The organism is Thalassotalea hakodatensis (assembly GCF_030295995.1).
Lineage (GTDB): Bacteria > Pseudomonadota > Gammaproteobacteria > Enterobacterales > Alteromonadaceae > Thalassotalea_C > Thalassotalea_C hakodatensis.
Map to the genome: position 1 here is coordinate 2,750,739 of NZ_AP027365.1, position 22,184 is coordinate 2,772,922.

At 37.2% G+C, this 22,184-nt stretch carries 25 protein-coding genes; 12 read left to right on the plus strand and 13 right to left on the minus strand.

All coding sequences use genetic code 11. The features are described 5' to 3' along the window. Positions 1 to 8 precede the first annotated feature (8 nt). Together QUE72_RS12110 and QUE72_RS12115 are read right to left on the minus strand one after the other, a co-directional pair. Positions 9 to 686: a response regulator transcription factor gene (locus tag QUE72_RS12110; protein ID WP_074496310.1), complete on the minus strand. Its 678-nt coding sequence runs from the start codon at positions 684 to 686 to the stop codon at positions 9 to 11. Positions 687 to 688: 2 nt separating this feature from the next. After that, positions 689 to 979, minus strand: a complete 291-nt coding sequence (locus tag QUE72_RS12115) for a PepSY domain-containing protein (protein ID WP_254849513.1) — start codon at positions 977 to 979, stop codon at positions 689 to 691. A gap of 198 nt (positions 980 to 1,177) precedes the next feature. On the opposite strand from QUE72_RS12115, the gene QUE72_RS12120 reads away from it, so the two are divergent. Continuing rightward, entirely contained in the window at positions 1,178 to 1,936 is a 759-nt protein-coding gene (locus QUE72_RS12120) for a choice-of-anchor H family protein (RefSeq protein WP_286269254.1), read from the plus strand. Positions 1,937 to 1,985: 49 nt separating this feature from the next. Here the strand turns inward: QUE72_RS12120 and QUE72_RS12125 are convergent, their stop codons facing one another. Continuing rightward, complete coding sequence (locus QUE72_RS12125; protein WP_286269255.1) at positions 1,986 to 5,081, minus strand: efflux RND transporter permease subunit; 3,096 nt, start codon at positions 5,079 to 5,081, stop codon at positions 1,986 to 1,988. Between the two features lie 5 nt (positions 5,082 to 5,086). Then, positions 5,087 to 6,139: an efflux RND transporter periplasmic adaptor subunit gene (locus QUE72_RS12130; RefSeq protein ID WP_286269256.1), complete on the minus strand. Its 1,053-nt coding sequence runs from the start codon at positions 6,137 to 6,139 to the stop codon at positions 5,087 to 5,089. A 384-nt stretch (positions 6,140 to 6,523) separates the two neighbouring features. Between QUE72_RS12130 and QUE72_RS12135 the strand changes: the two genes are divergently transcribed. After that, complete coding sequence (locus QUE72_RS12135; protein WP_286269260.1) at positions 6,524 to 7,072, plus strand: hypothetical protein; 549 nt, start codon at positions 6,524 to 6,526, stop codon at positions 7,070 to 7,072. Between the two features lie 34 nt (positions 7,073 to 7,106). On the opposite strand, the gene QUE72_RS12140 is transcribed toward QUE72_RS12135, so the two are convergent. Beyond that, complete coding sequence (locus tag QUE72_RS12140; RefSeq protein WP_286269262.1) at positions 7,107 to 7,847, minus strand: hypothetical protein; 741 nt, start codon at positions 7,845 to 7,847, stop codon at positions 7,107 to 7,109. Between the two features lie 176 nt (positions 7,848 to 8,023). Here QUE72_RS12140 and QUE72_RS12145 point away from each other — a divergent pair, with 176 nt between their 5' ends. Beyond that, positions 8,024 to 8,461, plus strand: coding sequence for a hypothetical protein (locus QUE72_RS12145; protein WP_074496304.1), 438 nt, complete (start codon positions 8,024 to 8,026; stop codon positions 8,459 to 8,461). Between the two features lie 67 nt (positions 8,462 to 8,528). On the opposite strand, the gene QUE72_RS12150 is transcribed toward QUE72_RS12145, so the two are convergent. Together QUE72_RS12150 and QUE72_RS12155 are read right to left on the minus strand one after the other, a co-directional pair. Then, the gene (locus QUE72_RS12150) at positions 8,529 to 9,407 is read right to left on the minus strand and encodes an alpha/beta fold hydrolase (protein WP_286269263.1); all 879 of its coding nucleotides are present in this window, start codon (positions 9,405 to 9,407) and stop codon (positions 8,529 to 8,531) included. 112 nt (positions 9,408 to 9,519) lie between these two features. Beyond that, positions 9,520 to 10,107, minus strand: coding sequence for a PepSY domain-containing protein (locus QUE72_RS12155; protein ID WP_286269264.1), 588 nt, complete (start codon positions 10,105 to 10,107; stop codon positions 9,520 to 9,522). Positions 10,108 to 10,265: 158 nt separating this feature from the next. Between QUE72_RS12155 and QUE72_RS12160 the strand changes: the two genes are divergently transcribed. The 3 genes from QUE72_RS12160 to QUE72_RS12170 all read left to right on the plus strand — a co-directional run bounded on the left by QUE72_RS12160 (position 10,266) and on the right by QUE72_RS12170 (position 12,390). Further along, positions 10,266 to 10,730: a GNAT family N-acetyltransferase gene (locus QUE72_RS12160; protein WP_074496303.1), complete on the plus strand. Its 465-nt coding sequence runs from the start codon at positions 10,266 to 10,268 to the stop codon at positions 10,728 to 10,730. Between the two features lie 48 nt (positions 10,731 to 10,778). Beyond that, on the plus strand, positions 10,779 to 11,492 hold the full coding sequence (locus QUE72_RS12165; RefSeq protein WP_286269265.1) for a ZIP family metal transporter: 714 nt from the start codon (positions 10,779 to 10,781) through the stop codon (positions 11,490 to 11,492). A 112-nt stretch (positions 11,493 to 11,604) separates the two neighbouring features. Continuing rightward, on the plus strand, positions 11,605 to 12,390 hold the full coding sequence (locus QUE72_RS12170) for a substrate-binding periplasmic protein (RefSeq protein WP_286269267.1): 786 nt from the start codon (positions 11,605 to 11,607) through the stop codon (positions 12,388 to 12,390). 545 nt (positions 12,391 to 12,935) lie between these two features. Here the strand turns inward: QUE72_RS12170 and nudC are convergent. The 3 genes from nudC to QUE72_RS12190 form a co-directional block, all read right to left on the minus strand. After that, the gene (gene nudC / locus QUE72_RS12180) at positions 12,936 to 13,904 is read right to left on the minus strand and encodes an NAD(+) diphosphatase (RefSeq protein ID WP_286269269.1); all 969 of its coding nucleotides are present in this window, start codon (positions 13,902 to 13,904) and stop codon (positions 12,936 to 12,938) included. Then, positions 13,897 to 14,256, minus strand: a complete 360-nt coding sequence (locus QUE72_RS12185) for a winged helix-turn-helix transcriptional regulator (protein ID WP_074496297.1) — start codon at positions 14,254 to 14,256, stop codon at positions 13,897 to 13,899. The genes nudC and QUE72_RS12185 overlap by 8 nt, the downstream gene beginning before the upstream one ends. Before the next feature lie 98 nt (positions 14,257 to 14,354). Continuing rightward, positions 14,355 to 15,740: an alpha/beta hydrolase gene (locus QUE72_RS12190; RefSeq protein ID WP_286269270.1), complete on the minus strand. Its 1,386-nt coding sequence runs from the start codon at positions 15,738 to 15,740 to the stop codon at positions 14,355 to 14,357. A 150-nt stretch (positions 15,741 to 15,890) separates the two neighbouring features. On the opposite strand from QUE72_RS12190, the gene QUE72_RS12195 reads away from it, so the two are divergent. The 5 genes from QUE72_RS12195 (at position 15,891) to QUE72_RS12215 (ending at position 19,219) form a co-directional block, all read left to right on the plus strand. Next, on the plus strand, positions 15,891 to 16,487 hold the full coding sequence (locus tag QUE72_RS12195; protein WP_074496295.1) for a Crp/Fnr family transcriptional regulator: 597 nt from the start codon (positions 15,891 to 15,893) through the stop codon (positions 16,485 to 16,487). Positions 16,488 to 16,559: 72 nt separating this feature from the next. After that, entirely contained in the window at positions 16,560 to 17,186 is a 627-nt protein-coding gene (locus tag QUE72_RS12200) for an NAD(P)H-dependent oxidoreductase (RefSeq protein WP_286269271.1), read from the plus strand. Between the two features lie 2 nt (positions 17,187 to 17,188). Continuing rightward, positions 17,189 to 17,635, plus strand: coding sequence for a DMT family transporter (locus tag QUE72_RS12205; protein WP_074496293.1), 447 nt, complete (start codon positions 17,189 to 17,191; stop codon positions 17,633 to 17,635). Further along, positions 17,632 to 18,441 (plus strand): GNAT family N-acetyltransferase, encoded by an 810-nt coding sequence (locus QUE72_RS12210; RefSeq protein WP_286269273.1) that lies wholly within the window; start codon positions 17,632 to 17,634, stop codon positions 18,439 to 18,441. The genes QUE72_RS12205 and QUE72_RS12210 overlap by 4 nt, the downstream gene beginning before the upstream one ends. 103 nt (positions 18,442 to 18,544) lie before the next feature. Beyond that, the gene (locus tag QUE72_RS12215; protein ID WP_074496291.1) at positions 18,545 to 19,219 is read left to right on the plus strand and encodes a nitroreductase family protein; all 675 of its coding nucleotides are present in this window, start codon (positions 18,545 to 18,547) and stop codon (positions 19,217 to 19,219) included. Positions 19,220 to 19,455: 236 nt separating this feature from the next. Here QUE72_RS12215 and QUE72_RS12220 read toward each other — a convergent pair whose 3' ends face one another. Continuing rightward, positions 19,456 to 19,800 (minus strand): ribonuclease E inhibitor RraB, encoded by a 345-nt coding sequence (locus QUE72_RS12220; protein WP_074496289.1) that lies wholly within the window; start codon positions 19,798 to 19,800, stop codon positions 19,456 to 19,458. Between the two features lie 97 nt (positions 19,801 to 19,897). Between QUE72_RS12220 and QUE72_RS12225 the strand changes: the two genes are divergently transcribed. Beyond that, positions 19,898 to 20,770: an RluA family pseudouridine synthase gene (locus tag QUE72_RS12225; protein WP_286269275.1), complete on the plus strand. Its 873-nt coding sequence runs from the start codon at positions 19,898 to 19,900 to the stop codon at positions 20,768 to 20,770. A gap of 2 nt (positions 20,771 to 20,772) precedes the next feature. Here QUE72_RS12225 and dapA read toward each other — a convergent pair whose 3' ends face one another. After that, on the minus strand, positions 20,773 to 21,681 hold the full coding sequence (dapA, locus tag QUE72_RS12230) for a 4-hydroxy-tetrahydrodipicolinate synthase (protein WP_074496287.1): 909 nt from the start codon (positions 21,679 to 21,681) through the stop codon (positions 20,773 to 20,775). A 39-nt stretch (positions 21,682 to 21,720) separates the two neighbouring features. Then, positions 21,721 to 22,098: a hypothetical protein gene (locus tag QUE72_RS12235; protein ID WP_286269277.1), complete on the minus strand. Its 378-nt coding sequence runs from the start codon at positions 22,096 to 22,098 to the stop codon at positions 21,721 to 21,723. Between the last annotated feature and the right edge of the window lie 86 nt (positions 22,099 to 22,184).

Here is a 22,184-nt window from a genome sequence, read left to right on the forward strand (position 1 = left end):
TAGCTCAACTATTGTTCAAACTGTTTGAGGCGATAACCTTGGCCACGTAACGTTTCAATAAATTGCAAACTACTGTCAGGGTCAAGCTTTTTACGTAGCCGTCTTACAAACACTTCAATGACATTAGAATCAAGATCAAAATCTTGATCATAGATATGTTCGGTTAATTGTGTTTTAGAAATAACATGCCCCATGTGTAACATCATGTATTCGAACACTTTGTATTCATAGCTACTTAATGGAACCGTTTCTTTATTAACACTAACGACCATACTCGTGGTATCAATCGAAAATGGACCATTCGTGATAACAGGGCTTGCTTGCCCTACACTGCGACGGATTAAAGCATTTAATCTTGCAAGTAATTCTTCCACTTGAAAAGGTTTCGTTAAATAATCATCAGCGCCAGCGTCTAAGCCTTCAACTTTATCTTGCCATCTATCGCGTGCAGTTAAGACAATAATCGGGTATTTAATATCTTGCGCGCGTATTTTTTCAATGAGCGATTTACCATCAAGCTTAGGTAAGCCTAAATCAATAATGGCCGCGTCATATTGATATTCTGTCGCTTGAAATAAACCTATTTCACCATCGTCGGCACAATCAACACTATATTTAGCCTGTTCTAATTGATCTTTTAATTGCGTTTGTAAAGTAATATCGTCTTCTACAAGTAATAACCGCATCGCTATCTTCCTACTATTTTTCCGCTTACCGCATCTACTATTACCGACACTACATGGCCTTTATTGGTTAACACTTTAACCCGGTAGCCTAGGTTACCTTTTACGTTGGTACGTTGAACTTTCAACACTTTGCCACCAATACGCGCTTTTACTAAACGCGCTGCTTGTTTTGCATTTGCTACCCTATACGTTTTTCCTGCTTCAAATGGCTGAGCATAAACAGGCGTATAGCTGTTAAGTGAAAACAACATAACGATTAAAATAATGGAGCGAACTACCGTACAAAAATTCATTTAAAATACCGTGCCTATGATAACAACCCTGTCAGTGTAAAAGTAATCGAGTTTGATGACAATCTATCAAGTAGAAACTGAATACGAACTGAACAAAAAACGCCTAATAAACCAAATAAAAACAAAATTATATCGTTCAGGAAGCATTCAGAATAAACACGTTTTAATAAAGTATATTTTTTATTTCGAGGATGGCTCATGACTCACACTATCACAACTATTGCAATATTAGGCGTACTAATGACGTTACCGGTAAATGCAGCTTCGCAAACGGCAGCAAGTAAAAGCATTTCGGCTTCCAAAGCAACATGGGATACCTCAACTGCACTAGGCCAACTGAAAGATGGTGAACGACTGGAAAATCCATTAGTAGGTCTATCTAGAGACCAAGTGCTACAGCGAAAATCTGCCAAAAAACAAATGATAAACAATAGTCAAAAATCGGCATCACGTATTTATCAAAGTTTTTCAATTTACCAAGGGTACGCCCAACTTATCGAAGATTATGACCAAGATGGCTTTTTCCAAACCTTAAGCGTTACGTTTGATGCGGATGTTTACAGTTATGATCACATCAACTCAGCTAAGGTTTATGCCGAACTTTATTTAAGTAAAAATGGTGGTGATTGGATACATTATTACACCACTGAAGACTTTGTGATTATTGGTGAAGATGACAATGACGAATATGAAGTTTATACGACATTAAATCAGGGCTATATTCCTGAATATTATGATGTATTAATTGACTTATATGAAGTTGGCTACCCTGATATTGTAGCCACATATAGTGCAAATGACACTAACGATTTATATGCTTTACCGCTAGAAAGCACTGATTATGACCCTGATTACGCCGATGTTGTTTATGAAAGCGAAAGCCATGGTCACGGCGGTAGTATTTATGCATTACTAGCACTATTAGTAACTATAAGCTTAATAAAAATAAGACGTTAATATGTTGGCATAACACAGTAAAAACTGTGTTATGCCAACAAACATGGTGTTATTGCTGTAAGGGTTTTTCTTGAGCTTGGCTATCAAGCTTATTTTGTAAAAATTCAGGAGATTGCGTATTTTTCGCTAAGGCATAATACGCAGCAGGAATAATAAACAAGGTTAATAAGGTTGCAACTATAACACCAGTAAACACGACAACACCAATAACCATTCGGCTTTCAGCGCCTGGACCAGATGCCAATACAAGCGGTACTGAGCTCATTACCGTTGTTAACGATGTCATAATGATTGGGCGTAAACGTTGTGCTGCTGCTTGCACAATGGCCTCTTTAAACTCAACCCCTTTATCGCGTAATTGATTGGTAAATTCAACGATAAGTATGCCATTTTTCGCACTTAACCCAATCAACATCACAATACCAATTTGACTATAAATATTAATAGTTAACCCTGTCGACCATAAACCAAATAAAGCACCCACTAAGCCTAACGGTACCGTTAACATGATCACAAACGGATGAACAAAACTTTCAAATTGTGCCGCTAACACTAAAAACGTTACGGTAAGTGCTAAAATAAACACGTAAGTCATCGCAGATGCACCTTCATAGAAAAGCTGTGATTCACCTTTGTAATCTATAGCACCATCAATGTCGTTTTCTTCAGCAGCGACTTGATTAAGAAAGTTCAGCGCTTCTTCTAACGTATAACCATCAGCTAAATTAGCACTTAAGGTAATAGCTCGCATACGATTATAACGATTAAGCCTTGATGCAGTTGCCTCTTCCGTTAACGTTATTAAACTATCTAACGGGACCAATTCACCACTACGCGATTTTAAATAAATATTGGAAATGTCAGTAGGGTTCGTAAAGTCTTTTTTCGTGCCTTTTAGAATAACATCATATTCTTCACCACGATCAATAAACGTTGTTGCACGGCGTTGACCCAACATAGTTTCTAAGGTTCTGCCTATTTCAGAGACAGAAACACCTAAATCAGCTGCTTTATTTTTATCAATATTGACGAGAAACTGTGGAAATGTTTCTTTGTAATCATGGTCAATACGAACCAAGCCAGGATTAGTTTCAGCACGTTTAATAATACGATCACGCCAATCAGCCAGTTGTGCGTAATCATTACCTTGTAACACAAACTCTATTGGCCGAGAAGAGCCACCACCACCGATGCCTCGGCGCATTATTGCAAAAGCACGAACGTCAGTAACCTCTTGCATTTTACCGCTTATTTCATCCATGACTTCCCATGTAGAGCGTTTACGCTCATCCCAGTCAGCCATACCAACAATAGCAACACCACCTCGTCCGCCCCAACCTGGCACACGAATTAACACACGACTTAACTCGCCAGATTGAGAATAAGGCATTAATCTTTCTTCAATTTTTGCCATATTTGCTGCATTATTCTCATAACTTGCCCCTTCTGGGCCATTCATCATTAAGAAAAAAGTACCACGATCTTCTTTAGGTGTTAGTTCCGAAGGGACTTGTTGATAAAGTGAATAACTCGCAAATCCTGCCAATAACATGGTGATTACTAAGCCCCACTTACGTAACATATTTGAACGAATAGAGTTCTTATACGCTTCTTCGATACGGTGAAAGGTTTTATCCATCCATTGACTAAATTTACTTTCTTTTTCTGAAGCTTTTAATACTTTTGAACAAAGCGCAGGAGATAATGTTAACGCGGTAATGCTAGAGAAAAATACCGCAGCACTTACCGCCATAGCAAACTCTGTAAATAACGCACCTATGCGACCATCCATAAATACCAACGGTACAAATACTGAAATAAGCACTAACGTTGTCGCGATTATCGCAAAGCCAACCTCTCTTGCACCGCGGTAAGCTGCTAATAAAGGAGGTTCACCTAGTTCAATTCGACGGTGAATGTTTTCAAGCATCACAATAGCATCATCAACGACTAATCCAATAGCGAGTACTAACGCTAATAACGTTAATAAATTTATCGAGTAGTCCATCGCGAGTAAAAACATAAAACTACCTATCAAAGCGACAGGTACAGTAACAGCAGGGATCAATGTTGCGCGAATATTCCCCAAAAACAGGTAAATTACTAGCACAACCAATGCCATAGAGATGGCTAACGTTCGGTAAACTTCATCAATGGATTCTTTAATAAAAATAGACGAGTCATAGCTATCACCTATGGTGGTACCTTCAGGCAAATTACGTTTGATGTTTTCAAGTTCTGCTCGCGCATTATCAACAACGGTTAACGTATTAGCTTTCGCTTGTTTTACAATGCCCAAGCCAATCATGTTACGCCCATTGCCTCGGAATAAGCTTTCGTCGTCAGCCGCTTCAAGGTGTACATCGGCCACTTCACCGAGACGCACTAAATAGCCATCTTCACCGCGTTTAATAACGAGGTTTCTAAAGTCAGTTTGATCTTTATAACTTCTTGCCGTGCGAACAGTAAAATCTCGATCTACAGATTCTATTTCACCTGCAGGCAATTCAACATTTTCAGTTCTAAGTGTGTTTTCAATATCACTACTTGTAATGCCACGCGCAGCCATAGCTTTGCGATTAAGCCACACCTTCATGGCGTATTTTCGCTCACCACCGACACGAACATTAGAGACACCATCTACAACGGCTAAACGGTCAACAATAAAACGTTGCGCATAATCAGACAATTGTAATGAATTCATGGTGGTGCTGTTTAAAACAAACCAAGCTATTGGACTTTCATCACTGTTAGACTTTGACACCTCTGGCGGGTTAACTTGCTCAGGTAAGCTATCTAACGCTCTGGCAACACGTTCACGCACATCATTTGATGCAGCATCAATGTCTCGACTAATATTAAATTCGATAGTGATATTAGAGCGACCATTACGACTTGAAGAGTTAATACTTTTGATCCCTTCTATGCCCGAAATTCTATTTTCTAATACTTGAGTGATTTTGGTTTCAATGATTTCAGCACTTGCCCCTGTATAGCTGGTGCTAACACTAACTATTGGCGATTCAATATCAGGATATTCTCGCAATGGCAGCATGGTAAAAGCCACAATACCAAACGTTAATAACAACAAGTTTATAACAATGGCAAAGACTGGACGCTTTACGCTTGTATCGGTAATTTTCATTTCAATTACCCCTTAATACTAACTTTGCTGCCAGAACGTATTTTAATTAGCCCTTCGGTTACAATTTGTTGTCCATCAGTTAAGCCTTCATCAATAGCAACCCAGCCATCATGGCGGCTAATAACATGCACTTCTACTTTGTTAGCAATACCGTTTTCAATTGCAAAAACAAAATGTTGATCTTTTAGTGGGATCACCGCTTTTTCTGGGATCATTATCGCTTGAGCGGAACTGAGTTGTAATGAAGTCTCTAAAAGCATGCCTGGTCTAAGCAAACGTTGTTCATTCGCAAAACTCGCGGTAACTTCTACACTGCGTGTTGCTGCATCAATGCGAGAACTGATATGTGTAACTTCACCTGTAAAAGTGCGTTCAGGGTATGCATCATTTCTAGTCACAACTTTCATTCCTAACTGCAATTGCGCGAGATACTTTTCCGGTACTTTAAAGTCAACTTTAATAACACTGATATCATCTAAGGTTGTGATGTTAGTCGCCGTATTCACAAAACTACCAATCGATACTTCACGTTTTCCCAATAGACCAGTAAATGGTGCTGTTATCGTCATTTCCGCAAGTTTAGTTTTCGCACTTTCTAATTGCGCTTTTGTTGCTTCCACAATGGAAACTTGCTCTTCTAACATTGATTTAGCTGTTGCTTGCGAGCGAGAAAGTTCCTTTAGTCTATTTAATTGGCGCTGTTCTTCATCTAAATTAATGCTTAACTCTTTTACGGCTATTTTTTCTTCTTCAGATTGTAATTGCACCAGTTTTTGACCTTTAGCAACAAAATCACCATCATCAAAGAAAATATCGATAAGGTAATCACTTTGGGCACTTTTTATGTAAATCGCTTGATTAGCACGCGCACTTCCAATCGCTTCAATTAGCACTGCATTTTCTTGTAGGGTCGCTTTATGCGCCATAACTTGTGTTGCCGTACCTGCCATTGCGTTTTTTTCACCTTGGCTGGTCGGTAAATATAAATAAATACACAACCCTACTAAAAGGGTAATGATAAAAGGAAATAAGGCTTTACCTGATTGTGTTGAATACATCTTGGTCACACTCAAAAAATACATGAATATAGTATACAAAAGAATTATTACATGCGGAGGTCAGATATCTCAGATTATTGTACATTTATCTTAAAAGCACAGTTACAAAATAACACATCTTGAATAATCATAAATTTAATGATGATTATTCAAGAGTTTTTTGATAGAAATATCACTTAAGGACATGTTGAAATTGTCTGTACACTTTTTACGACGTAATATTTGGTGTTTGTACAAGGATAAACTTATGTAATAAAGTTGTTCTACATAAATAAGCGAAAACGCCGTAGAAAAATAACAACCCCTAATAACGAAAATCATATAAATAAAGTAATTAACACAGTAAACTTATTGAATATGGCGACTAGTAATAAAAGGATTTTTATGTTCCAATCGTTTTTAAAAAACGTAGTTTTGTTTCACCGAGCGCAACCTAAAGCACCTAACTTCTTGCTCGTTTATGCGATTATCTGGCTTATTTGTCATCACCAATTCTTTATTTCATTGTTTACCAGCAGTGGAAGTTTTAGCAGTAAAATTAATACCGCAATAACAGAAACTGATCATCAATATATTCTTACGCTTTTATTAACAGGCCTATTTTTCATCGCTCGATTGGTTTATTTTTACCTCGCTCAAAAAGCAAACGCACTTATTGAAGAAGAAGGAGTCGTTGAAAATAAACTTGGCCATGACCAAGTTTTTACAGAAAACAAAGACGTTATTCGATTAATCGCTTTACTTGAAGAATCAAAGGAAAAGCTAGCCTTAGCAAAAACAAAGGAAATTCAATTGCAGCAAGAAAAAACAGTAGCAATTAATACATCATGTGCGCTACAGGCAGAGCTTGATGAGGTTAACGCAGATTTAATCGTAATAACGCAACAATATGAACAACTTAAAGAAAATCCACACGTAGCGCATAAACGTTAAATAAAACACCTATTATTCATAATTGTAAAAATCACTACAAGACTTGGCTAATTTCATAAGTGCAATAAATACGCCCAGCGTTGTTCATTTTACTGTAGGTCGTCATTGGTAAAAATTGATAACCTTGTAGTAAACCTTCTTCTATTTTACGTGAAAATGGAGCGCGTTCAAAAATTAAGGTAAAGTCGAGTTGTTGACTTGCTAAGAATAAAAAATTACCTTCTTTTAACTTCCAAGTACCTTTAAACACATGCTCATTATATAGTTTTTTTGATGCATCCCATATGTCTTCTTCAATACGAAATTGGCCATTTTTTTGTAATATTAACGTGCTAGTGTTTTGACAATCTCTTGCCGCGTATTCATTTATTAAAGGGATATTATATTTTTGTTCGACATGTATAGCGTTACGAGCAACGATATCATCGGGAACAATATATAACCCCATATTATTTGCACTAAAACTATGATTACTTGCAAGAATAAGCCCCGTATTATCAATAACAATACCTAGTTGGTTCAACAAATTCATTACTTGTTCAGCTTGTTGCTTACTTCCCTTACTAGGCGCATAAATTAAGGCATTGTCACCTATTGAGTTTGGAAAGGGTAAGCGATTTACCTCTACTAACATTTCAGCTTGTGTTAACGAGTTTTTGATTTTATTAATCTCAGCTTGCTTTAAGAACTTAGCATATAAATGCACTGTAGAAGGTGAACTACAGCCAACAGTTGTAAATAGCAAAAAATAGAGGAAAACTACAGGTAACTTCATGGTTTTAATTATAATTTTAAAAAAGGTGAACAGCATATTACATAATAAATTGACTTTCAAAGTATAAATTTATTCAAAATGTAACTACACTGGTGAAGACAACACCAATTCGATCAATCAGCATAATTGGCCTTATTGGAATAAAAATAATAATCAATAAAAATAAGCAGGTAACTATGAATCAACAGACTCCACCAGCAATACCAAAATGGTTTTTAATTGTCAGTATTATCGCTCTGATATGGAATATTTTAGGGTTGATGGCATTTGTCAGCCATATAATGATGACACCAGAGATGATTAGCGAATTACCAAGTGCTGAACAAGCACTTTATCAAAATATGCCTATGTGGGCGACAATCGCTTTTGCTACCGCAGTAATCGCAGGTTCGCTTGGTAGTGCACTTTTATTACTGAAAAAATCAGTCGCTAAACCAGTGTTTATTGTCTCTTTAATTGGCGTTTTAGTGCAAAATTATCATAGTTTTTTTGTTATTGACTCAATGGCCGTTTACGGTAGCGCCAGCATTATTATGCCATTATTGGTGATCGTGATTGGCATCTTACTTATTGCTTTGTCAAATCATGCTATTGCAAAAGGTTGGTTAAAATAGCCTAACGCAAATAAGGGTTGTCATGACATAACATTCATACAGCCCTTTCTCAGCCAACTTTATAAGCTTACTTATTTAACCAGGATACAAGTTCAGGAAAATGATCTTGTACTGCATTAGCATCGGTCAAAATATCAATATGATCGTAATCTTTTAAGTTACCCGCTTGCTTACTTAAAAGTGACACTTTAGCTGCTGGATTGGTTTCTTCAACGAAAGCTTTTACATCGTCTATGTGGCCTAACAAATCATCGTTAACCCCCGTTAAATGCCAAGTGTCAGGCCATTCAATCGAGTTTGCAGCGTTACCATATTCAAATTGATCAACGGGATCATGCCATGGGTTTATCTTTACCCAATAAGTACACTCTTTCAAAAAGCGGCTTGTTTCATTATCTGCACCAAATTTAAGCTTAACAGCGTCAATGAAACCTTTTCGTTTAGCTAAAAAAGGGGCTATACGATTAAACAACACGTCAACTTTCCAAAACTTATTGAAGGTTTTACGGTATACGCTTCGTTTCGTTCCAAAGCACACCAGCTTTAACACGTGGCTGTGTAAATCTGGAAATCGAGCAAAACTACTACAAAAAACAACGCCCCCCCATGAATGACAAATAACATGCATTGGCTTTCCGGTTTTTTCTGCTACAAATTTAACCAATGAAGGTATATCTGCAACTATCATTTCATGCTGGCCATGCTCAGTTGTTTCATGCAATGTCGGTATACTTAGACCTTTACCGCGTAAATCGGGTACGTAAACATCGAAACCTTGTTTAGCCAGATAACAAGCCAAACCCTTACCTGATTGGGTATAAAAAATTTTGCCGTTTTCAATGGTGCCATGTAGCATCAAAATAGGCGTGCCACCTTCTTGTTGATAAATATGACGCACATGCAATTGATGCTCATCGCTTTTTACAAACAAAGACTCTTGTTTCATTGGTATCAACCTACTTTAAACAGCTAAAAAGATTTCAATAAAAGCAATTACCTTACACAACAAGAGGTCTGACCTCAAGCCTGTCACTCACCATAAAACAACCAAGTGTTTATTATGTCCGTTTGATCGTCATCCAAGTCCCTATCCCTGCTAATAAAAGCACTAAAAATAGTCCTATTACACCAAGGTACTGGTCAAGGGTTTTATTACCAGACCAACGCAAATAATGAATGTTATACATCGTATTAATAAAGTCAGTGTCTTTTCCTTGTTGTCTTAGTGATAATAGCGGCCAATTTAAGGTGATTGCTACGTTAGTTGTGGTTAAAATTTGGTTATTGGTAATAGACTTTATCTCGCCATAGCGAGTTTTGTTTGCCGTAATCGCATCAGCTACCAGCGCATTGATTTGTTTTTTAGATAAAGTATCAACAGCTTGCCAACTTGGCATGATAAAGTGATGCCATTGCTTATTATCTTTTAATAAAACATGTTGACCTAATACTGTTTTTAACTGTTTCGTTTCAAGCCACTTCCCTTTAGGCAGTTTATCAATATAAGTTAATGGGTATGTTTTAACATTAAGCGCTTGATAAGCTTCTTGATATCCCGGTTTAAAGAAGAAATAGGTACCCGTTATTGCCCAAGCAATTATAGGTAGCAACATGATTAACCCTAAAATTTGATGTATTTTACGCACAGAAACTCCATTTATCTCTTTATGTAAATATTAACCTATTGATCTAGCAAGAATAAAGAAAATAGAAATAAAAAAGCAGGTAATGTTATAGATAGGTTTTATTCTATAAAAGTCATATAATGTAATCGTTCATTTTAAGGTTTAAGGGATAAAACATCATGAAGTTAACCGTCGCTACTCAACAACATATTCCAACATTAATGGCTTGGTTTCCTAATGAACAAGCATTTTCTCTTTGGTCTGGCCCTGGTTTTCGTTACCCTTTCACCGAACAAACGTTTATAGATGATCTGAAGTTATCAACGTTATCATCTTATGCTTTATTAAATGAAAACAGTGAGATAATCGCATTTGGCCAATTTTACTTACGAATGAATCGATGTCACCTAGCTCGGTTGGCTGTAAAACCAAGCGAAAGAGGCAAAGGTATAGCAACTGTGCTCATTCAAAAACTAGGTGAAATAGGCTGTAAGCTGTTAAATTCAAATGAACTATCTTTATTTGTATTTTCACACAACACATCAGCAGCTAGGGCATATCAAAAACTTGGGTTTGTTTTAGCACAATATTCAGAACCAATGCCGATAGAGAATTGCGTATACATGATCAAAAAAAATAACTAATCGGTTTATACTTTACAGATAAAAATTAGCAAGGTAAAAATAATCACTATGGATTTATTATTCACCGTAATTGTTCTAACCCTACTCTCTGGATTGGCGATGCCCTTTGGTGCATTGTTGGCGAAGATTGAACATTTACACCCTTCATGGTTAAAAAGTGAATTACGACATAGTGTTATCGCACTTGGAGCTGGTGCGCTTTTATCAGCAGTAGCGTTAGTATTAGTGCCGGAAGGTACTTCCAATCTATCGCCATTGGTTGCCTGCTTAGCTCTTACCTTAGGCGGCGTAGGCTTTATGTTGTTAGATATTTTACTCAAAAAAATTAACACGCCAGCGAGCCAATTAGTCGCCATGCTGGCCGATTTTATTCCAGAGTCCATTGCCCTAGGTGCAGCTTTTGCTACAGGCAGTTCAAGCGCCTATTTAATTGCGCTATTGATCGCTCTTCAAAACCTACCAGAAGGATTCAATGCTTATCGAGAGCTCAAAGATGGCTCATCAATGAAGTCAGTTATCATTATTCTATCATTTGTTGGATTAGCATTATTAGGCTCGCTATCGGGGATTTTAGGCTATACTTTTTTATATGACTTACCTAAAGTTGTTTCATTGATAATGCTATTAGCCTCTGGAGGTATTTTATATTCTATTTTTCAAGATATCGCTCCACAGGTTAGGTTAGAAAAACATTGGTCCCCACCTTTATGGGCTGTGTTTGGGTTCATGTTTGGTATGATGGGCCATATGTTAGTGCATTAGAGTTGATGCATATTACTAAAAAAGGTTAACGTTTATCATTATGTTGTTGCGCTATGTAAGCTTATTTCTGTTCATTTTAAGTAGTTTTCACGTTTATTCCTGTACCGTTACTATGGGTTACAGAACGAATAACAAGCTACCACTTATTGAAAAAGCCCCCAATAATAATGGTGTTTATCAAATTTTATTTTCCAAAGCGCTTGCCAAAATTAATTGCAAGTTGGCGGTAATACGTGCTCCCAAAAAACGTATCCTGTATATGCTTAAAAAAGGTGAAATAGACTTTTACCCTGGCCTTGGCTTTAACGACGAAAGAGCTGAATTTACCCATTATTTTGAAAATGGTCTTCATTATCGAGCTGCCACCATTTCAAGATCAGACGTTGATGATTTAAAAAGTTTTGCAGATATGCGTGGTAAAACACTCTTGATTTCACAAGGCGCCAATTATGATAAAAAAGACCTTAAAGGTGTGTACATCCGTTATGTATATGACTTATCTATTGGTAAAGCTATTGAGCTAATATCTTCAGAGCAAGCTGACTTTTACGCATATAACGAAGATGTCATGTTATATTATTTATCAAAATACCCAACAAAAGAAATCAAAATACATCAGTGCTGTAGTAAAGATCATCCAATGTATTTAGGCTTTTCATTACGTTCTAAACACATTGATCTTTTGCGTAATCCATTATTTAAACAGTACGAAGATTTATCTTTTAGTAACCAAAAACATCAGTTAACAAAAGAAAGTATTGCGTATCAATTTCAACAAGCATTGCAAACACTAGATAGTAATGGTGAAACCGCTAAAATTTGGCGACAATATAATACGGTAAATATGCACGAAGGTACTGTAGCAACCTCCACTAATGAAAACAACAACCAACCTTGAGCGTAGCAGGCTAAATAATCACTTGATAAGTCTGTACATACTAGACGGTTATTTTTATGCTAGTTAACAACCAACAACGTATGGATCTCCAAACAACTCATGCCCGCGATTAGCCTTTCAGTTTATGTAAAACGTAGAACGGGAGTAAAATTAGGCCATTCTGACTCACTAAAAAACATGCTCGTTCGTTCCTTGGGTGCCAACTCTTTTGCGTTGTTTTGGCGTTATTGGAATCCTATTTGGAGTTATTACTTAGCAAAGTATATTCAAAAGCCTAGCATAAAAATAATGCCTCAATCCTGTGCGTTATTAGTCACTTTTATTATCAGCGGCGCGCTACACGACTCAGCTGTTTCTTTGATAAAGTTTACACCCATATTTTTCTTTACACCGTGGTTTGCTTTAATGGCCTGTATTGTCATTACAACAAGTGTGTTAAACGTCAATTACGCTCACCTTAATAGGGTTTTTCGTATGCTTATCAACGCTGGTTTTGTTGGATTAAGCTATCTAATTACCTTGTTTTTAGAACAAGAAGTGATGAATTACTTTGACACATTAAGTTGATTTTCACACCACCAGTCTATTAAGTAACGGCTAATAGAATGTTCTCCTGGAATTTGAATATTGTCATCCTCACTTCCCCAGTCACTAAAGTCTGCAATATCTTCGGCTGTACACCATTTTACGTGGGTAATTTCATCTGGATCAATTGTTGTTTTATTGCTGGTAACGGTAACGTGAAACCCTAGCATTAACGATGCAGGAAAAGGCCATGGTTGTGAGCGTAAATAGCGAATATTGGTCGTGGTTAAACCGACTTCTTCGAACACTTCTCTTTCTACTGCTTCTTCGATTGATTCTCCCGGGTCAACAAAACCCGCAAGCGTTGAAATAACTTGTCCTTGGCTTCGTTGGTGGCCTGCTAATAAACAACGGCAGACCCCTTGTTCATCAGTATGTTCAATAATCATAATGACGACAGGGTCTGTTCTAGGAAAAACAACCTTTGCACAAACTTGATCAATACACTGCTTAGCATGCCCTGCTTCTTTATCAAGTAAAGGAGAACCGCAATAACCACAAAATTGATGACTTCGATGCCAGTTTATTAGTGCATTTGCAAAACCAGCAATAGATGCAACTTCGACAGGCAGTTCATTCAACGCACGACGTAAGTCAACCAAATCATCTGAACATTGCAGCAATACTCGGTTATGTATTTCTTGCCACTGTTCTTCGCTTAGTAAACTGAAATCTAAGATAAAGACCGCTTGGCCATCATGTGAATATTTACCCAAAAAAATACACGTCATTCGATGATGATTAACGTGTTCAAATTGCGTTCTACTTAAAGTGACTAATTGCCCAGCATTTACTAAAAACTTGCCTTGATAACTCACAAAAAAGTGAGTATTTGGCTTTGTAAGCTGAGTGGATATCCATTCCGGATTTTTCCGTGCACTGCTGCATCGGTCTAAAGACATTTGTGTTAATGATAATGACTTAGACATGTTTATTGTCCTGTAATTTTTTTTCTGTTAATACTGCTTTTTGCCACTCTAACGCCCAAGGCCCTAAAGGAAGTACTAATGAAAACAACTCCTTACCTTGGTCTGTTAATTGATAACCGCTTTGCCCTTTTGTTAACAGTGATAGACACGTTAATTCTTTGATCCGTGTATTTAATAAGGTAGGTGATATTCCCTCACACGCTTTTTGTAATTGACGAAAAGTCAACGTTTGTTTATTTAACTGCCAAATAATACCTAAAGCCCACGTTCTACCAAGTAGATCTAATAAAGCCATGATCGGCTTACCTGTTTTTGAGCCTCTAACAGGGTTTCCTGGAAATGGAATGGTCATAAATACCCACAAAATACGCTACACATTTAGTAGCATACTACAAAATGTGTAGCAAAAGTAAAGCATTGTATTTTACTTATCGATATTTTCTATTTGAATCACATGCTGGTGTTGTTTATAAATTGATCAAGCAAGATAATCATTTGATCAAATTGAGGATTAAACGTTAATCGTTGCATTGCAGGGTATTGTTGTTTATTCGTTTTCGTGGTTTCACCCATGTAGTTTTCATCATCGGTTTTACAAGAAAGAAAATAAGCATTTTCATTAATATGCTGACAATTTCTATATATGCCATGCACACCATAATATACGTTATTAGGTGCGTTAGTTGTCGCTGTATGGGCAACATTTAACACGTGCTGGCAAAATGGCTTATTGTTACAGTGTGCTCTACTCACCTTAAATGTATCTGGAAATCCTTGTAATAGCGCTTCGTTGCCAAAATACATTAATTGATCTGCTGTTTTAGATTGGCGATTTTCACCGCGGTGCCAGCGCTTGAGTAAAGTAAGAGTCGCCATTGTGTTAATGGTTGTATCTACATCACTGACAACCGAAAAAACAGGGACATCTGGGGGTTGTTTAAATGACACTTTATTGGGTGAAATACGCAACATCAGTTTATGTACTTGCGCGCCCGCATTAATGGCAAATGACTCATATTTAGCGATATCGATATCAGCCCCTTTACTGAGATAATCATAAAAAGGAAGGTAATCAATATATCTTGCAGCCCAAGCAAAATCTGACTTTGCTTTACTCGCAGGAGACCAAAGCAATAATCCTTTGATACGTGCAACTTCTTCTGGCTGCCATTGCGAAGAAAGTAACTGATCAATAAGTAAGGCTCCGCCTGTTGAAAAGCCGCCAAGGTAAACAGAGTTATAATCTTTCAATGCCCGTTGAACACCATACTTAGCGGCTGTTCTCCATTGTTGTTCATCGATATCAATTAAGGCTGAAGGCGCTGTACCATGCCCAGGTAACAATAGCGTTCTAACTGCAATACCACGTTGATAAAACTGCTTTGCTAGATCATGAAACATAAAGGGTGAATCTGTTAATCCATGAATCAATAAAACAACGGTTTCAGCTTCTGGAGGCGTTATTTCAAAAGGTTGAATTAAATCAACAACCGTTCTTTCAGATAGATTTTTCTTTAAATAAAGCTCACTTATTGCTGTATCTATCGAACACTTTATCTTCGCTTTAGGGTTTAATTGCTCTATATGCTGACGAGCGAATGTTAAATATTCACCAAAACTTGGTAGTGATTGATAATTAAACTTTATTTCTTTATCAACGGGTAATACTGATCGAAAGGTTGCTTCATCGGCAAACTTTCTTATTTGCGCGACATCTTCGTTTAGCGACATACAATTCATTGATGTTGCTTGCGCAGTTGCTAAACATGGCAAAAAAGCGCTTAACAAAATAATAAGCAGTGATAATACCTTTGGCTGAAAACGTAAACTGTCCATTTAAAAATTTCTACCTTGCTTTATTGACTTATAGTAAACTGATTTTTGCTAATACTGCCATGCAGTAATTTGTTTTACCGTAATGCTTGAATACAATCGTACCAAGGAAATTACACTTTCACACCCTTAAGATCTTTGTGAACATAAAGTATGCTAACTAAATCTCTCGCGTTCCAACAATTACTTCAAGTAATGAATACCTATTACCCGATTAGCGAGTCAACTTGGCAGTGTTTTCAAAAAATTTGTCAATTTCATGAAGTGAAAGCGAATAGCATTATTTATCCTTTAGCAGAAACCCCAAGTTCATTTTCTTTTATTTATCAAGGATTAATGCGTGCTTATAGCGTTGACAATAAAGGTAATGAATACAATAAAATTTTTTTTACTGAGGATATGTTTCCAGGTTCAATGACCTCTTTATTAACAAACACTCCGGCTTTATTGGCGATAGAAACCGTGGAAGATAGCGTTTACATTTCGATTGATTTTGCAAAGTTCCGCCAACTTCTAAGCAAAAATGAAGAAATAAAACTTTTTCATATCCATTACTTAGAAAAAAACTGGGTGCTTGCAAAAGATGCGAGAGAGATTGAATTAGTTCAACAAGACGCTACAACACGTTATCAAAACTTTGTAGATCTTTTTCCACAATTAAACCAACGATTACCGCAATATCATATCGCTTCACACCTTGGCATTACACCTACTCAATTATCTAGGATCAGAAAAAACATTACTCGCTAAATCAACCTATGTAAATGCGCCATGTTTCCTTGTTTTGTATGCTACTTCAGCATCATTTATTTAAGGAATCACATGAATACATTAACGGCATTACAATGGCGATACGCTGTAAAAACCTTTTCTTCACAGCGATTAACTGAACAACAAATCGCCCTACTTATCGAATCAACTCGATTGGCACCTTCTGCTTTTGGCCTTCAACCGTTAAGGTTAATTGTTATATCAGATCAACAACTCAAGGAAAAATTACTGCCCTATTCATACGGACAAGAAAAGGTGGTGCAGTGTTCACACCTATTCATTTTTGCACATTATGTTGGCGATCGACAAACCCTCGTTAATAACTATTTTACTCAATATTGTAGGGGAAATAACACAGAAGCACATCAGATACTTTCTTACCAGCAACAAGTATCACAGTTTGTCAATTCGATGGATAACGCAGCATTTGATAAATGGTCCAGCGAACAAGCCTATATAGCATTGGGTACGTTGTTAACAGCAGCAGCCTTTAATCAAATAGACAGTTGTCCAATGACCGGCTTTGAACAGCAAAAGTACGATGACATTCTAGCACTCAAAGATAGTAATTATAAAACGACAGTTATTTGCCCTGTTGGCTTGCGAGCAAAAAATGATAAGTATGCTAACTATGCAAAAATACGGAACTCCCTAGAACAATTTGCTGAAATGAGGTAAATATGTTCAATTTAATCTTGCTTGCATTACTTGCAGGTTCAGCCATTGCTATACAAGCAATGATAAACAGCAAATTGGCGCTTCTGTTAAATAATACTTTACTGGCAACCGCCTGTGCTTTTTTTATCGCTTTTATTTCAGTCTTGGTACTTTATCTGATCATGGGCAATACCGTTAAATTCAACCAATTAACCCAAGTGCCAAGTTTAATCTGGTATACCGGAGGCGTACTTAGTGCACTTGGTGTGGGTTTACTTTACTATTTGATCCCTAAATTGGGTGCTGGCTCCCTAATGTCATTTGCATTAACGAGCCAACTCATATGTGCGATGATATTTAGTCATTTTGGCTGGCTGTCTTTACCTCAAAAAACAATGAATCTTGAAAGTACGTTAGGTGCTTCGTTGATGATAATAGGACTCATTTTGATAAACTGGAAAGCCGTATGAATATTATCGATAGTGCAAATTTAACTAACCTTAAAAAATTGTGGCGATTATATGGTGCAACCACACTTTATCGCGATGACATGTTCACGCTTAATGCAGTAAGACATTGGCCGCATCGACATTGGCTAGACTCCTCAGCTTCTGCGCTAACTGAAGAGCTCTTTGAGAAAGAACACCATGAAAAGTTATTAACGCTAATACAAAAAATTTCACATAATGCTATCTTTGCTTTATGGCAAACTGTAGGTAAATCCAACATACACCAAGCGATTAAATCTCATTTACTTTCAAATGGTTGGCAAAAATCATTTAAGCAAACTGCAATGTATTTACCGCTAAATCATCAACATTTATTACCAGAAAGCCCAACGTTAACCTTAACCCCTGTAAGGTCGCGAAAGCAAGTTGAAGAATGGTGTCATATTGGCTCAGCAGCTTTTAACTACCACATTGATATTAATGCTATTCTTCCCTTGCTTAGTAATAACCAAGTGGTGATGTATCTTGCCTCTACGGGTTCAGTTAATGTCGGAGCAAGTATGTTATTACACAGCGAAACATGCTCTGGTGTGCATCAGATGGGTGTGCTGCCTACACATCAAGGGAAAGGATATGCCAAAGCAATCATGGTTGCACTTATCAACCAATGCATTACGCTAAATATCAAACACCTTGTACTGCAAGCCTCGCAAGCGGGTTTACCCCTTTATAAAAAGCTCGGTTTTATCGAGCAATTTACCATTGAAAACTTTCAATTTTTTGATATAGATAACGATACAACCAGAATAAACAATAAATGCCCTTAGCCCTGCATTTATTGTTTTATTTTAGCATACCGCACAGTAATTATATTGCACTTGCAATATAATTACTGTGCGGTATGCTATGCAAAAAAGTAAGGGTTTTACAATGAAACAACATGATGCAACACCATTAACTGATTATATTGAATATCCTGAACAGGAGATGCTGTCACGTTCAGAACATTTTTATCAAGAAATTAAACGTCGGCATAGTATCCGTAGTTTTAGTGATCGCCCTGTTGCTAAAGAAATAATAGAAAACTGTATCAAAGCAGCTGGCACTGCACCCAGTGGTGCCAACCATCAACCTTGGCACTTTGTTGCGATAAATAGTGCTGAAATGAAGGCACAAATAAGATCACAAGCAGAAGAACACGAACGTAGCTTTTATGCAGGCAGAGCAGGAGATGAATGGCTAGATGCATTAAAACCTTTAGGGACAGATGCTAACAAACCTTACCTTGAGCACGCTCCTTGGCTCATCGCAATATTTAGTCAAAAGAAGGGGGGGATCCATGCCGAAGATAAACATACTAATTACTATGTTCATGAATCAGTAGGCATAGCAACAGGATTTTTAATTAATGCGTTGCATTCTAGCGGCTTGGTAACACTGACGCACACACCAAAACCAATGTCATTTTTAAGTAAAGTATGTAACCGACCTGAAAATGATCGCGCCTATATGTTATTAGTGGCGGGTTATCCTGCAGAAGGTGCAACAGTACCTCATCATGCTAGTGTCAAAAAATCACTTGATGAGATAGCTACCTTTTTATAAGGGTAGCTATCATTTTACTGCTCGTTAATGCTCTAGTTCTATATCTGTGCAGGTGGCTTTACAAAAAATTTTAGTGCTTCCTTTATCATAATCAACCTTAACAGAAAGCAGCTTTTCACATTGTGGGCAATATACTTTTTGCCCATTAAGTACATTAGCAATCAATTTTTTTTGCTGATGAAATGACCTAGTACTACGTTTTTGTAACTTTTTTAATTGTGATATATCAAGCAAAATTAACCCACCGACTGACAATACCATCCATCAAAATGCCCAGCTAAAGGCGCGCTGCTTTGTTCTAATAGGGTTTGATAGGCGGTGATGTTTTCATAACTTGCTGGCATTTCTGGATAGGCCGTTATTTCCCATGGATAATCTGCATTATCAGGATACGGGCAAAATGATAACTTTTGATTATTTTCCAACAATAGTTGACCATATTTAAGTGCTGATTCTTCGCTAGCAAAAATTACTGAAAATTGAAACTCTCTAGCAACAGACAAGTCATCCCCTTGCAATAACATTTGCCATAAAGCTTCACCGTGTTCATCTTCTGGGAATAACGTATAATCTCGTTCCATTTGCACTGTTCTCTGGGTAAAATAAAACTAGTGTAACTATTTCATCAAAAAAATTCAGTGATTAATTCTTTAATGTTCATTGCTGTCGAGTATATACATGATCAAATTTGAACTTCATCTTCCCGTAAAATCTCAAGACGACTCGGTCATCGAACTGCTAGCGAATGCCTGTAGAGCGCATGCTTTATTCAGCAACGGACAGTTAAAAATGGCAATCACAAAAGGAGCGTTATGGTTAGAGCGCGGTAAAAATATTGATCGTTTACGTAAGGTGAAAAAAAGCCTGATACCTGATGATGTACTACATTTTTATTATGATGAATATGTGTTATCTCAAACATGTTTAGCCGCTCACATTATTGAAGACTTTATCGAATATAGCGTTATTTATAAACCTTCAGGTATGCCTTGCAACGGTTCAAAGTGGGCAGATCACTGCACAGTAACTAGATGGGCAGAAACACAACTAACACCCCAACGGCCTGCTTTTTTAGTACACAGACTTGATAAAGCAGCTTCAGGTTTATTGTTGATCGCACATAGTAAAAAGGCAGCAAAAGCGTTAAGTCACTTATTTGAGCAGCGTAAAATTACCAAGAAGTATCAAGTACTTGTTCATGGCTTAGTTGAAGAAAACGTTATACACACAACAACCCCTATTAATAATAAAGCTGCTAGCACATTCTTTTCATATGCCGACAAATCAATAAAAGCTATGATTAGTTTACTTAATGTTGAGATAGAAACAGGTAGAAAACATCAAATAAGGTTACATGCTGCTGATTTAGGCTACCCTGTTGTAGGTGACAGGCTACACGGTAACGCGAATAACGATACACAGGTAAACTTACAGTTAACCGCAGTACATTTATCTTTTACTTGCCCATTAACTGAACAAGTAAAAGATATTAATTTAACAACATCATTAAAACCAGATCTTATTGGCGTTGCTAAAATATTAACCTCATAGGGTTAGGGTGTATAGCGAATATCACTATCATCTAACACGTTGAGTTCTTCACCCACTAGATGTTCGGCGCCTATAGCTTCCATTAATGCAAGCCCCTGTTCACGCTGTTCAATAGTAAGTGCCTTATAAGGTAAACGGAAATTTGGCGAAACAGCCCCTGTCATCATCAAACTAGTATTAATGGCGATAGGATTCGGTTCACAGAATAACCAATTCATTAATCCTTGCATTGAAGCATTCAGACTACTGTCTTGCTCATCCATTAATTTACGCATTAATGTTGGTACTAAGTTAGAGGTAACAGAAATCACACCATGCGAACCAAACTGATGACGACCGGCAAAACATTCATCGTCATTACCTGACCAACAGGCAATACCTTTTTCTTCATAATAACCGATACGCTCATTGCCCGCGCACTCTTTCACCCCAACAAAATTCTCATGCGTTGAAATTGGTACGATGATATCTGGTGTTAAATCTTGGCCAGTTCGACCCGGTACGTTATAAATAAACGCAGGACCAATATCTAATACTTTACGAAAGTGCTCAATTACACCTCGTGAGGAAGTACGTCCGTAATAAGGGTTAATTTGTAACGCAGCATCCATTCCCATGGCAAAGCCATTTTCAGTCGCCTTTATTGCTTCACGGGTATTATTACTGCCAGTATTACCAATAATAATAAGCTCTTTACCATACTGATGAACACTGTGAGCGATAAGCATTAAATGCTCTTCCCAGCTTAGCAAGTGCCCCTCACCCGTTGTGCCACCAACAATTATACCGTCAACACCAGCATCGATTTGTTTAGCAACAAGACGATCATAGGTTGCTAGGTCAATATCACCTTGGTCATCATAGGGAGTTTTAATAGCCGTGATCAGGCTTGCTGAATGTATTTGCTTCATGAATATCTCGATCGATTTGCAATAATAAAAAGAATAATGTCAACAGTGCGCGATTCTATCAACAACGCGCTTAAGGATAAACACTTCTTTCGTGGCAATATGCTGATATTTAAAAATATGACTGTCTAATTGGATAACTTGATAAGCATGATAGTTGTCAGGGTTAGCCATATCCATTGGATATGCTTCTTGTTGATCAATTTCTGCTTTAGCGATAGTAAAATGAACATCGCCTACTAAGCCCCAATCACCTACTTCAATATATTCTTGCATGAGCTGATTTTCTTGATCAAGAACGGTGAACGTAAACTCATAACAGCCATCGCTATGAATTTTTGCTAATTCATTATGAGTTTCTCCGTTAGTTTGTTGTCTACTGCTAAACCAGCTCCCAATAAGTTGTTCTCGTCTATACATAGTTTTTCTTAAGTAATTTTAGTCATGGTATTTTATACCATTACGCTTAAATAAGTGACCAACTAAAACGATTTCAAAAAATAAAG

Excerpts from the sequence above, each read along its gene's own strand:
- QUE72_RS12110 (WP_074496310.1), bottom strand. The coding sequence starts at position 686 with ATGCGGTTATTACTTGTAGAAGACGATATTACTTTACAAACGCAATTA.
- QUE72_RS12115 (WP_254849513.1), bottom strand. The coding sequence starts at position 979 with ATGAATTTTTGTACGGTAGTTCGCTCCATTATTTTAATCGTTATGTTG.
- QUE72_RS12120 (WP_286269254.1), top strand. The coding sequence starts at position 1,178 with ATGACTCACACTATCACAACTATTGCAATATTAGGCGTACTAATGACG.
- QUE72_RS12125 (WP_286269255.1), bottom strand. The coding sequence starts at position 5,081 with ATGAAAATTACCGATACAAGCGTAAAGCGTCCAGTCTTTGCCATTGTT.
- QUE72_RS12130 (WP_286269256.1), bottom strand. The coding sequence starts at position 6,139 with ATGTATTCAACACAATCAGGTAAAGCCTTATTTCCTTTTATCATTACC.
- QUE72_RS12135 (WP_286269260.1), top strand. The coding sequence starts at position 6,524 with ATGTTCCAATCGTTTTTAAAAAACGTAGTTTTGTTTCACCGAGCGCAA.
- QUE72_RS12140 (WP_286269262.1), bottom strand. The coding sequence starts at position 7,847 with ATGAAGTTACCTGTAGTTTTCCTCTATTTTTTGCTATTTACAACTGTT.
- QUE72_RS12145 (WP_074496304.1), top strand. The coding sequence starts at position 8,024 with ATGAATCAACAGACTCCACCAGCAATACCAAAATGGTTTTTAATTGTC.
- QUE72_RS12150 (WP_286269263.1), bottom strand. The coding sequence starts at position 9,407 with ATGAAACAAGAGTCTTTGTTTGTAAAAAGCGATGAGCATCAATTGCAT.
- QUE72_RS12160 (WP_074496303.1), top strand. The coding sequence starts at position 10,266 with ATGAAGTTAACCGTCGCTACTCAACAACATATTCCAACATTAATGGCT.
- QUE72_RS12165 (WP_286269265.1), top strand. The coding sequence starts at position 10,779 with ATGGATTTATTATTCACCGTAATTGTTCTAACCCTACTCTCTGGATTG.
- QUE72_RS12170 (WP_286269267.1), top strand. The coding sequence starts at position 11,605 with ATGGGTTACAGAACGAATAACAAGCTACCACTTATTGAAAAAGCCCCC.
- nudC (WP_286269269.1), bottom strand. The coding sequence starts at position 13,904 with ATGTCTAAGTCATTATCATTAACACAAATGTCTTTAGACCGATGCAGC.
- QUE72_RS12185 (WP_074496297.1), bottom strand. The coding sequence starts at position 14,256 with ATGACCATTCCATTTCCAGGAAACCCTGTTAGAGGCTCAAAAACAGGT.
- QUE72_RS12190 (WP_286269270.1), bottom strand. The coding sequence starts at position 15,740 with ATGGACAGTTTACGTTTTCAGCCAAAGGTATTATCACTGCTTATTATT.
- QUE72_RS12195 (WP_074496295.1), top strand. The coding sequence starts at position 15,891 with ATGCTAACTAAATCTCTCGCGTTCCAACAATTACTTCAAGTAATGAAT.
- QUE72_RS12200 (WP_286269271.1), top strand. The coding sequence starts at position 16,560 with ATGAATACATTAACGGCATTACAATGGCGATACGCTGTAAAAACCTTT.
- QUE72_RS12205 (WP_074496293.1), top strand. The coding sequence starts at position 17,189 with ATGTTCAATTTAATCTTGCTTGCATTACTTGCAGGTTCAGCCATTGCT.
- QUE72_RS12210 (WP_286269273.1), top strand. The coding sequence starts at position 17,632 with ATGAATATTATCGATAGTGCAAATTTAACTAACCTTAAAAAATTGTGG.
- QUE72_RS12215 (WP_074496291.1), top strand. The coding sequence starts at position 18,545 with ATGAAACAACATGATGCAACACCATTAACTGATTATATTGAATATCCT.
- QUE72_RS12220 (WP_074496289.1), bottom strand. The coding sequence starts at position 19,800 with ATGGAACGAGATTATACGTTATTCCCAGAAGATGAACACGGTGAAGCT.
- QUE72_RS12225 (WP_286269275.1), top strand. The coding sequence starts at position 19,898 with ATGATCAAATTTGAACTTCATCTTCCCGTAAAATCTCAAGACGACTCG.
- dapA (WP_074496287.1), bottom strand. The coding sequence starts at position 21,681 with ATGAAGCAAATACATTCAGCAAGCCTGATCACGGCTATTAAAACTCCC.
- QUE72_RS12235 (WP_286269277.1), bottom strand. The coding sequence starts at position 22,098 with ATGTATAGACGAGAACAACTTATTGGGAGCTGGTTTAGCAGTAGACAA.